Origin of the sequence: Mesorhizobium sp. BR1-1-16, assembly GCF_020165495.1 — a bacterium.
Taxonomy (GTDB): Bacteria; Pseudomonadota; Alphaproteobacteria; order Rhizobiales; family Kaistiaceae; genus Kaistia.
The window spans coordinates 437747-447451 of the sequence record NZ_JAIUIE010000003.1 but is presented as its reverse complement, the minus strand read 5'-3'; the positions used below and the strand labels follow the sequence as shown (position 1 = coordinate 447451).

Genomic DNA, 9705 nt, shown 5'->3' with positions numbered 1-9705 from the left:
CCGGGGCGGGTTTCACGGCCCGCGGCGTTTTGCTAAAGGCGATAGAACGTGACCGCGTTGTCGTGCCAGAATTTGCGCTGCTCCTCGGCGCTCGTGCCCTCGAGGGCCGCATCGACGATATCGACCCAGCGGCGATAGGTGAGCGCCAGCGTCGAGACCGGCCAATCGCCCCCGAACATGATCCGGTCAAAGCCAAACGCCTCGATGGCGGCCGCGACATAGCGCTTCAACTCATCTTCGGTCCATGCCTGATGGTCGGCCTCGGTCACGACGCCCGAGATCTTGCACATGACGTTGGGCAGCCTCGCCAATTCGTGCATCTCTTCCGCCCAGGGCGACATCAGGCCGGCGCGGATGCCAGGCTTGCCGATATGGTCGAGAATCAGCGGCACATTCGGCACCTGCCGGGCGAAGGCGATGGCGCTCTTCAACTGGTGATGCATGATGCAGATGTCGAAGGAGAGGTTGAATTCTTCGAGCAGCCTCACGCCCTCGATGAAGTCGGGCTTCAGGCAGAATTCGGGGTCCGGTTCCGACTGGATCAGGCGACGAACACCCCGCAGCAAATCCAGTTCGGAGAGTTGCTCGAGCGCCTCTCGTACCGCGGCGCCGCGCTCGACCGGGGCAAAGGCGACCATGCCTTTGAGGCGAGGCTCCTCCTTCGCCAGCGAAGCCACCCATCTAGCCTCGTCGAGATATTGCGACGGGTCGGCATCGCATTGCAGGAACACCATGCCGTCCAGCGGCAACCCCTCTGTGGCGGCGCGGAATTCCGGCAGCTCATGGCGCCGGTCGAGCGTCTCGTTGCCGTCCAGCCAGGCGTAGCGCAGCCGCGCGGGGTCCCAGAGATGGACATGGGTGTCGACAAAGGGAATCGAGGGCATCAGCAAATTTCCTCAAGCATCGCGAACATCCTCGATCGGCATGACGAATGGCATGGCGAGAGCCATGCGGCACGGTGATTCACTTTGTTCCTCCCATTGGATCGGCCGGCGGCCGGCGCTTCGATGCCAAACCGCAGGGCAGGGGCATCCGCGCATATCATCGTTTTCGCCATAGCATGTCGCGCCAGTCGAGGCGATCATGCGGATCGCGAACGGGGCGGGGACAAGCGGCTCAAAAGGTAGCCGATGCCTTGCGCGCGGGTGTCATCTGGTTGACAAGCTCCAAGCGGCTGCCTATGGTCCGGCCGAATTTTCGAGCGGGCGCCTTGGGCGCTCGTTTCGTTCCCAGATCACCGATTGCGGATATTTGCGCCATGAAAATCAAGAACTCGCTGAAGGCGCTGCTCGGGCGCCATCGCGCCAACCGGCTCGTGCGCCGCAAGGGTCGCGTCTTCATCATCAACAAGGTCAACCCGCGCTACAAGGCGCGCCAGGGCTGATCTTCCAGCGGTGCATGGCCTGTTCACGGGCTGCTGACGCGCGCTTCATTTGACGATGCCTGCATGCCGCCCTAGCTTGGCCGGCATGCAGGCATTTTCCGTTGTGGTTCTCGCTGTCGCCCTTCCGCTTTCAGCGGTCCATGCGCATGCGGCTGAGCAGAGCATGCCACCGCCGCTTGGCGAGGTCGCGCCGCCTTCACAGCCGCAATCACCGCCGTCCGCCGCGTCCAAGCCGTCCGTCCCCCTGCGCAAGCCTCTTGCCGAGGAGACGATGGACCAGCTGTTCGCAACTCTCGCAGACCCGGCGGACGAGACGCGCGCAAAGTCGGCGGAGCAGGAAATCCAGCGCCGCTGGATGCGTTCCGGCAGTGCGACGATCGATCTCCTGATGGGCTGGGCGCAGCAGTCGCTCGCGGCGAAGGACTATGGTCGTTCGCTCGATTTTCTCGATCAGGTCGTCATGCTGAAGCCGGATTTCGCCGAAGGCTGGAATCGACGGGCGACGATCTATTACCTCCGGGACGATTACGGAAAAGCCCTCAGCGATCTGGAAAAGGTGCTGACGCTGGAACCGCGGCATTTCGGGGCGCTCGCCGGGATCGGCATGATCTTCCAGGATATCGATCGCAAGGCCGATGCGCTGGCCGCTTTCGAGAGGGCGCTGGCGCTCGATCCCTATCTCGATCCGGAGATCAAGAACGCGATCAAGTCGCTCGAGCCGGACGTGCACGGCAAGGAAATCTGATCACGTCTCGGCTGCAATGATGCGCGTCGTGTGATGGCGGCATCATCACCCTGCTGACAAGCGGGTCGGATCTGCACTATCGTGATCACACGGCTGGAGGTGGCCGGCAGCTCGCGCCCTTGAGGCATGGCGAACACCTTCTCATTTTCCTTGCGCTCATTAATCCTCGGGCGAAGGCGTCGGCAATGCGGGCACTGACGATGGCTTCGCCATGACGAGGAAATGCAGATGCGCGATCATCGTGACGCAAAGTCGATGGCGAAAGCCTTGCGGGAGGCGCTGGCTGCCCGCGCCGTGACCATCACTCATAGCGAGGCGCTGGAAATAGTCGCTGGGCAGTTTGGCCTGGCGAACTGGAACATTCTGTCAGCGGCGATCGACGCCGACGATAGGCCAGGCGATGCGATCGCCTTCGAGCAGGCCGTTCCGATCGTTCGTATCTTCGACGTCGCGAAGGCACACGAGTTCTATCTTGGTTTTCTCGGCTTCGTGGTCGACTGGGAACATCGCTACGGCGAGAATTTCCCGCTCTATACGCAGGTTTCGCGCGGCGGGCTGCGCCTGCATCTGTCCGAGCATGCCGGTGATGCGACGCCGGGTGGCAATATGGTGGTCTATATGCGCGGAATCCGGGCCCTGCATGCCGAGCTTACGGCGAAGAACTACCGATATATGAAGCCGGGATTGGATCGCACCGATGACCGGCTGGAACTGGCGGTCGTCGATCCATTCAACAACCGCATCCGCTTCATGGAACGACTTCGGGCCTAGGCTCGAGCCGTCATCGTTCCGGCCAACGCGTAGCGAGCGGGAGGCCGAGGGCCTCCCGCCAGTTCTCAATGGCTGGTGTTCGCGCCGACAAAGGCGATCCGGATCATGTTGGTCGCGCCGGGCGTGCGGAGCGGTACCCCGGCCGTGATGATGATCCGATCGTTCGGCTGGGCGAATCCTTCATGCGCCGCGATATCGCAGGCGCGGCTCACCATGTCGTCCAGATTGTAGGCATCTTCCGAAACGACGCAGTGAAGCCCCCAGACGACCGACAGCCGTCGTGCGGTGGCCTCGATCGGCGACAACGCGATGATCGGCGTGCGCGGGCGTTCGCGCGCTGCGCGCAGGCCCGTCGAGCCCGATGCCGTGTAGCAGCAGATGGCGGCAAGGTTCAGCGTCTCGGCAATCTGCCGGGCGGCGGCCGAGATGGCATCGGCGCCGGTCGCTTCCGGCTCGGTGCGCTGCGCGTGCATGATGTTCTTGTGATTGCTGTCGCGTTCGACTGCGGTCGCAATCTTGTCCATCGTGGCGACGGCGTCGATCGGGAAGTCGCCCGCCGCCGACTCGGCGGAGAGCATGACGGCGTCGGCACCCTCATAGACGGCTGTCGCGACGTCTGACACCTCGGCGCGGGTCGGCACCGGAGCGGTGATCATCGATTCGAGCATCTGCGTCGCGACGATCACCGGCTTACCAGCCCGGCGGCAGGCACGCGTGATCTGCTTCTGGATGCCGGGAACCTCTTCGAGCGGCATCTCGACGCCGAGGTCACCGCGCGCCACCATCAGCGCATCCGAAATTTCGATGATCTCGGCGAGGCGCTGAACGGCCTGCGGCTTTTCAATCTTCGACATGATGCCAGCGCGGCCCGCGGCGATCTTGCGGACTTCCGCAACGTCCTCGGGACGCTGCACGAAGGAGAGGGCGATCCAGTCGACCTTCGCCTCGAGTGCGGCGTCGAGATCGGCGCGATCCTTTTCGGTCAGCGCGCCGGTGCGGATCGTCGAATCGGGAACGGAGACACCCTTGCGATCCGAGAGCTTGGTGCCGACCTCGACCGTGGTAAGAGCCGACTTGCCATTGGTGGAGACGACGCGAAGGCGAACCTTGCCGTCGTCGATCAGCAGACGGTGACCAGGTTCGAGCGCCTCGAGAATCTCGGGATGCGGCAAGTAGACGCGACCGGTCGAGCCAGGCGTCGGGTCCGAATCGAGCGTGAAGGCTTGCCCGACGGAGATCTCGACCGACTTGTTGGCGAAGGTGCCGAGGCGGAGCTTCGGACCCTGCAGATCGGCGAGGATGCCGATCGGGCGGCCTTCCTCGGCGTCGATCGTGCGGATGATCGATACGAGCTCGCGCAGCTTCTCGTGCGTGGTGTGGCTCATATTGATACGAAAGACATCGGCCCCGGCCCTGAAGAGGGCGAGGATCGTCGGCTTGTCGGAAGACGCGGGCCCGAGGGTCGCGAGAATTTTGACCTTGCGCGACCGTCTCATTGTGTTTTTGCTCCTGCTTGGGCGGGTTCGTTCAATTGAATGGTCCAGTTCGTCTGTTCACCAGTGTCCACCTCGAAGAAGCCGGAACGATTAAAACCGCGCGCCACGCAGTCTTCCGTTCCTTCGATCGTGAACATCTTGTCCTTGGTGCACATCACGTATTTTCCGCTCCACTCGCCACCATGGTCGTAGTCGACCGCATAGACGTAATAGAAGCGTGACACGAGCGTGCCGCTGACGAGAGTCTCGCAGCTATTGACGGGAATGTTCCACCAGCCTTCCGTGGTCCAGGTCTTCTTGTCCTTGTAGCCGATCGAGACGCCGACGCGATTGGTCGTCTTGTTGCAGAGCCTCAAATCAGCCAATGCAGGAGCTATGCCAAAGCCTGGAACCATCAGGAGCAGCGCGGCGATGGGCCCTGCGGCCAGCAGTCCAGATCGAAGCTTTGCAATGGGCATCGATATGGACGCCGAACGGTTGAACCAGTTGCGAGCTTTATGGTCCCGATTTTTTTCAGCTGTCAACGCCAGAAGCGGACGCGGGCTTGCAGGGGGAGCCGAATGGGGACTGGAAGCGAAGTGGTCGGTCATGGGTCTCGTCGGTCGTTCATCGCATCCGGGCAGGACGAATCCAGCGCTGACGCCCGGGAGATGTTCGCAACAAAGGCGGCGGCATGATGACTTCGCGGCATTGCGCTCCCCGCGGGCTCAAGATGCACGCCGCGGCCGCGCGACATAAATGCCTGCAAGGATCAGCAGGCCGCCGATCGCCTGCGGCAGCGAGACGGCTTCGCCGAGAAATAGCCAACCGAACACGGCTGCCGCAATCGCCTCCAGGAAGATCACCAAAGCCGAAAAAGCTGCCGGCAAATGGCCGAGCGCGAAGGCGAGGAGGCCCTGACCGCCGGCATGGCTGACGAACGAGAGGCCGACGATTGCGCCGACGCCTTCGGACGAAGTCGGCAGGATGCGCGGCTCGATGGCCAATGCGATGGCGAAAAGAATGACGCTCGTGATCAGCGTTGACAGAAAGGTGATCCGCGCCGCGGAGGACGTGCGGCGTGCTACCCGCACGGGGAGGAAATAGGCGCCGAAGAACACCGATGTCGCGAGGCCCGCGAGATCGCCCATGAGGTGTTGCGGCGATGCATGCCAGCTCATGCCGATCAGGAACGCCGCGCCGGCGAGGCAAAGAGCGAGGCCGCCGATGATGGTGGGCGGGACGCGCTCGCCGATGAAGAAGCCGGAGCCAAGCGCCACCCAGACCGGCGCCATCGTGGCAAGGAAGGTCGCGTTGGCGACGGTGGTGTGCAGGATGGCGAGATGCCAGAAGATCAGGTCGCCGGAAAACAGCACGCCGGCGAGCAGGATCGGCCTGTCGAAGCGGAACAACGCGCGGAGCGGCTCGCCGCGGCGGCGGGACTCGAAATAGCACCAAGCGAACAAAAGCGGCAGCGCGCCGCCGACGCGCCAGAAGGCGCTTGCGAACGGCCCGACTTCGGCATGGCGCACGAAAACGGGTGAGATCCCCATGGCGAGGGCGCCGAGCAACAGGGCCGGCAGCGCTATGCTCGCGGCGGGAAAGGCGGGTGTCTGGCTCAAGTCGGGATCCGAATTGCCGATGCGCGGAATTGCTATGGCAGGCGTCCGGCCCCGTCAGTATCATCCGCCGCATGCACGACAAACCCACATTCGATCCGGCAGCAACGCGGCCCCCCCTTGCCGCCGGCACCCATATGGCCGCTGCGCCGCACACCTTCCTTCCGGCCCAGTCGGAGGAGGCGTTCGAGGTTGTCGCGGGAGACGCGTCGGCTGGGCTGTTGCTCTTTTGCGATCATGCGTCAAATGCCGTTCCGTCCGGTTATGGCGTTCTCGGTCTGCCGCCTTCCGAGTTCGAGCGTCACATCGCCTATGACATCGGCGCGGCGGCGGTGACGCGGGGCCTTGCGGCGCGATTCGGGGTTCCGGCCGTCCTGTCGCGTTTCTCCCGGCTCGTGATCGATCCCAATCGCGGGCTCGATGATCCGACACTGATCATGCGGCTGTCGGATGGCGCCGTGATCCCGGGCAATGCCAGGGTCGACGCCGAAGAACGGGCGCGGCGGATCGAACGCTTCTATCTGCCCTATGACCGGGCGATGGGCGGCGCGATCGACGCAGCGATGGCGAGTGGCCGTGTGCCGGTCATCCTGTCGGTGCACAGCTTCACGCCGATCTGGCGCGGCCAGCCGCGGCCATGGCATGCGGGCGTGCTCTGGGACGCCGATCCGCGTTTCGCGCAGCCATTGATCGATGGTCTGGCCGCCGATGCCGCGCTGGTGATCGGCGACAACGAACCCTATCTCGGAGCCTTGAAGGGCGACACGCTCTATCGCCACGCAACGCGGCGCGGCCTTGCTCATGCGCTGATCGAGGTCCGCCAGGATCTCATCGCGGATGCGGCCGGCGTCGCTGAATGGGTCGAGCGGATCGGGGCTGTGCTGGAGGCGATGGATCTGGGCGCGGCACCGCATGGTGCCGTCATGCACGGGTCGCTGACCGGGCCAGTTGAGCCGTTGTGACTATGAGGACGTGATGACCGATATCGACGACGCGACGCGCACCGAGCTTGAGGCGGCGACTTTCCGACGGCTGCTGGCGCATCTTTCGAGCCGGCCCGATGTGCAGAATATCGATCTGATGAATCTCGCTGGATTCTGCCGCAACTGCCTTGCCAACTGGTATCGCGATGCGGCCGAGGCCAAGGGCCTCGCGCTCTCGAAGGAGGACGCGCGCGAGGTGGTTTACGGCATGCCTTACGAGGAGTGGCGCGCGCGCCACCAGGGCGGCGCCAGCGCTGAAGCGCTCGCGGCCTTTGCCGAAAAGCGCCCCAAGGATTGAGCAAAAGCAGTGGAGAGCTGCGGCGCTGCGGCGCTGCTGGCGCTTGACCCGCCCGCTGGAAGCGGGCACTCACCCCGCTTGAGAAAGCATACGAGGAGTTCCGTCATGTCGAACGAAGACGTCCAGGGCGTCGCCGCTGCACAGCTCCGCTCCATCGTCGAGCGGATCGAGCGGCTCGAGGAAGAGAAGAAGGCGATCGCGGACGACATCAAGGACGTCTATGGCGAGGCCAAGGGCAACGGCTACGACACGAAGGTGCTGCGCACGATCATCCGCCTGCGCAAGCAGGATGCGAGCGAGCGCGAGGAGCAGGACGCCATCCTCGATCTCTACAAGCAGGCTCTCGGCATGGTCTGAGCGCGGGTGCCGGGCCGCTAGGCCCGCACTGCGCGGGGGGGCATCCGCGCCGTCAGAATGCTAAGGCCCGGGCATGTCCCGGGCCTTAGCTTTTCAGGCGCCGGCATCATCGCGTTTGGACACTGACTACGAACGAAAAGGACGCCGTGTCGCCACGGCGTCCTTTTCCTTGATCGTTGCAGGCGCCGTCAGCGCTTGAGCGAAACGGTCTGCCTGTAATCGTTCGAAGCGAAAACCAGCGTGCCGACCGGGCGGACCATCGGTCCCGAGAAGCGATCGGTGCGGAGGCCTTCATAGGCGATACGTCCGAAACCAAGCTGGATCGAGCGCTGCGGAGCCGTGAACAGGGCGGGCTGCCCGAACGGATGCGGCATCTCCATCTCGGCATAGGCCTTCTGGCGGGTCGAGCCAGGACGGGTAACCAGCTCGATCGTACCGGCGTCGTAGCCGACAGCGGTGAAGCGAGCGAGCGGATCCTGCCAGTCGTCATTGCTTTCGACATTGGCGGCCGTCACGTCAGGCGCTGCAGCACGGCCGGCGACGAGCGCGCCGGTGCGGGCGTCAATGCGCGGCGCGCCTTCGTCGGCAGCAGAGGCATAAGCGAGCACAGGCGCTGCGCCCATCGCGTTGCCCTTGCCGACGGCCTCGGCAATGGCCTCGGCAGCGGTCGCAGGCTGATGGACGGCCGGCGCCATGGCCATCGCGACCTGTTCGGGGGCTGCCGGTGCGTTGAGGGCAGCAAGCTGCGCTGCGACGGCATGGCCGGACACGGCGCCGGTGGACGCTGCGCTGGCGAGCGTTACAGCCGGACGAGCAATCGGCGAGGTACGCGGCACCGGCAGGACATCGGAGGCATCGGCCACTGCGACGGCCTCCTCGGCCGGAGCCTGATGCTCGACCGGCGAGGGACGCGGAACCGGAGCCATCGCGACCTCGGTTACCGTCGCGGCGGCATCAGCCTCCGCAACGACCGTCGGCTCGGGGGCAGCAGCAGCCTGCGGGATCGGCGAGGGACGCGGAACCGGCGCCATTGCGACGAGCGTCGGCGCTGCGTCGTTTTCGGGCGCTGCATCCGGCGCAGTCTTCGGAGCATCCTTGGCCGTCGTGACCGGAGCATCGCTGTCGTCGTCGCCAGCGGCCGGAGCGGCCTTGCCGGACGCCTTCACGTTGACCGTGCTATCGGCGTTGTCTTCTTCCTCGTCGGCGCCGCCGCCGAAGATACGCTGCAGGAACGACTTGCCGCCGCCGCCAGACGCGCTGGCCATGACGATCGCGTCGCCGCCATTCGCCTTGCGGGCGTTATAGGCCGCCAGCGCCTCGGCATAACCGGGCAGGGGCTTGCCGTCAGAGGGGATGTGGAGCGTCTTGCCATCCGGGAAGATGCGGACGAGCTGCTCGCGCGTCATCTTCGGCCAGTGACGAACGCTGCCTGTGTCCATATGCACGAAAGGCGAGCCAGACGTCGGATAGAAGCCGACGCCGCCGATCTGCATCTTGAGGCCGATCGCGCGGAGCTTGGGCAGCGCAACGTCGGGAATGTAGAAGTCCATCGCCTTGCCGAGCATATGCTGGCTGTGCTTGGCGACGCCGCGCGAGCGGGAGCGGAGCATGCCGTTGGTCTCCGGCGACCGGTAGCCGCAGACGACCTTGATCGGCACGCGCGATCCGCTCTGCTGGTAGACCTGCCAGATGAGGTCGAACAGATGCGGGTCCATATTGGTGGGCTGGTTCTTGCGCCAGTCGCGCAGCACCCAGTTGAGGCGCTTGAGGCCTTCCGGGTCGTAGCGGCCGTTGCGCTTGAAGACGATCGTGCCGCCTTCATTGGTATGAACATTGACGAGGGTCAGGGCCCTGTCGCCTGCGGCCGCGTCGGCTTCTCCGATACGGGCGGTTACCAGCATGGTGCCGGCGACGAGCGCCGAAGCCGTCGCTACACGAACAGTGGAAGCCACTCGCTTCCGCCATCCGCCGTTGCGCTGAGACTGATTCATGTGCCTAGTCAACCTGCTTCTGCGTCCACGGCCCGTTCGGGCGCCCCCGTCGAGGGCAGAATGCTTGAATAGAGTTAACCAG

General features: G+C 64.5%; 11 protein-coding genes. 6 read left to right on the top strand and 5 right to left on the bottom strand.

The annotated features are described in order from the left end of the window. Nucleotides 1-32: 32 nt before the first annotated feature. Nucleotides 33-884, bottom strand: coding sequence for an amidohydrolase family protein (locus tag LB518_RS10665; protein WP_224577091.1), 852 nt, complete (start codon nucleotides 882-884; stop codon nucleotides 33-35). A 374-nt stretch (nucleotides 885-1258) separates the two neighbouring features. Between LB518_RS10665 and ykgO the strand changes: the two genes are divergently transcribed. From ykgO to LB518_RS10650, 3 genes are all read left to right on the top strand, one after another. Beyond that, complete coding sequence (gene ykgO, locus LB518_RS10660) at nucleotides 1259-1384, top strand: type B 50S ribosomal protein L36 (RefSeq protein WP_073057941.1); 126 nt, start codon at nucleotides 1259-1261, stop codon at nucleotides 1382-1384. A 271-nt stretch (nucleotides 1385-1655) separates the two neighbouring features. Further along, nucleotides 1656-2129 carry a tetratricopeptide repeat protein gene (locus LB518_RS10655; protein WP_224577089.1) on the top strand — a complete coding sequence of 158 codons (474 nt, stop codon included), beginning with the start codon at nucleotides 1656-1658 and terminating at the stop codon, nucleotides 2127-2129. Nucleotides 2130-2357: 228 nt separating this feature from the next. Next, on the top strand, nucleotides 2358-2900 hold the full coding sequence (locus LB518_RS10650) for a glyoxalase superfamily protein (protein WP_224577076.1): 543 nt from the start codon (nucleotides 2358-2360) through the stop codon (nucleotides 2898-2900). A 65-nt stretch (nucleotides 2901-2965) separates the two neighbouring features. Here the strand turns inward: LB518_RS10650 and pyk are convergent, their stop codons facing one another. From pyk to LB518_RS10635, 3 genes are all read right to left on the bottom strand, one after another. Further along, complete coding sequence (gene pyk / locus LB518_RS10645; RefSeq protein ID WP_224577074.1) at nucleotides 2966-4396, bottom strand: pyruvate kinase; 1431 nt, start codon at nucleotides 4394-4396, stop codon at nucleotides 2966-2968. Continuing rightward, nucleotides 4393-4986, bottom strand: a complete 594-nt coding sequence (locus LB518_RS10640) for a DUF1036 domain-containing protein (protein WP_224577054.1) — start codon at nucleotides 4984-4986, stop codon at nucleotides 4393-4395. Before LB518_RS10640 ends, pyk begins: the two co-directional genes overlap by 4 nt. A 117-nt stretch (nucleotides 4987-5103) precedes the next feature. Next, the gene (locus tag LB518_RS10635) at nucleotides 5104-5997 is read right to left on the bottom strand and encodes a DMT family transporter (protein ID WP_224577052.1); all 894 of its coding nucleotides are present in this window, start codon (nucleotides 5995-5997) and stop codon (nucleotides 5104-5106) included. 134 nt (nucleotides 5998-6131) lie between these two features. Here LB518_RS10635 and LB518_RS10630 point away from each other — a divergent pair, with 134 nt between their 5' ends. The 3 genes from LB518_RS10630 to LB518_RS10620 all read left to right on the top strand — a co-directional run bounded on the left by LB518_RS10630 (nucleotide 6132) and on the right by LB518_RS10620 (nucleotide 7632). Further along, complete coding sequence (locus LB518_RS10630; protein ID WP_224577155.1) at nucleotides 6132-6956, top strand: N-formylglutamate amidohydrolase; 825 nt, start codon at nucleotides 6132-6134, stop codon at nucleotides 6954-6956. Between the two features lie 13 nt (nucleotides 6957-6969). Further along, nucleotides 6970-7275, top strand: coding sequence for a DUF1244 domain-containing protein (locus LB518_RS10625; RefSeq protein WP_224577050.1), 306 nt, complete (start codon nucleotides 6970-6972; stop codon nucleotides 7273-7275). A gap of 105 nt (nucleotides 7276-7380) precedes the next feature. Next, nucleotides 7381-7632 carry a DUF2312 domain-containing protein gene (locus tag LB518_RS10620; protein WP_073057951.1) on the top strand — a complete coding sequence of 84 codons (252 nt, stop codon included), beginning with the start codon at nucleotides 7381-7383 and terminating at the stop codon, nucleotides 7630-7632. 188 nt (nucleotides 7633-7820) lie between these two features. Here LB518_RS10620 and LB518_RS10615 read toward each other — a convergent pair whose 3' ends face one another. Next, a complete protein-coding gene (locus LB518_RS10615) occupies nucleotides 7821-9584 on the bottom strand; it encodes a peptidoglycan L,D-endopeptidase MepK (RefSeq protein WP_224577048.1) in 1764 nt (587 codons plus the stop codon). Nucleotides 9585-9705: the final 121 nt, after the last annotated feature.

Excerpts from the sequence above, each read along its gene's own strand:
- LB518_RS10655 (WP_224577089.1), top strand. The coding sequence starts at position 1,656 with ATGGACCAGCTGTTCGCAACTCTCGCAGACCCGGCGGACGAGACGCGC.
- ykgO (WP_073057941.1), top strand. The coding sequence starts at position 1,259 with ATGAAAATCAAGAACTCGCTGAAGGCGCTGCTCGGGCGCCATCGCGCC.
- LB518_RS10625 (WP_224577050.1), top strand. The coding sequence starts at position 6,970 with ATGACCGATATCGACGACGCGACGCGCACCGAGCTTGAGGCGGCGACT.
- LB518_RS10650 (WP_224577076.1), top strand. The coding sequence starts at position 2,358 with ATGCGCGATCATCGTGACGCAAAGTCGATGGCGAAAGCCTTGCGGGAG.
- pyk (WP_224577074.1), bottom strand. The coding sequence starts at position 4,396 with ATGAGACGGTCGCGCAAGGTCAAAATTCTCGCGACCCTCGGGCCCGCG.
- LB518_RS10665 (WP_224577091.1), bottom strand. The coding sequence starts at position 884 with ATGCCCTCGATTCCCTTTGTCGACACCCATGTCCATCTCTGGGACCCC.
- LB518_RS10630 (WP_224577155.1), top strand. The coding sequence starts at position 6,132 with ATGGCCGCTGCGCCGCACACCTTCCTTCCGGCCCAGTCGGAGGAGGCG.
- LB518_RS10640 (WP_224577054.1), bottom strand. The coding sequence starts at position 4,986 with ATGACCGACCACTTCGCTTCCAGTCCCCATTCGGCTCCCCCTGCAAGC.
- LB518_RS10620 (WP_073057951.1), top strand. The coding sequence starts at position 7,381 with ATGTCGAACGAAGACGTCCAGGGCGTCGCCGCTGCACAGCTCCGCTCC.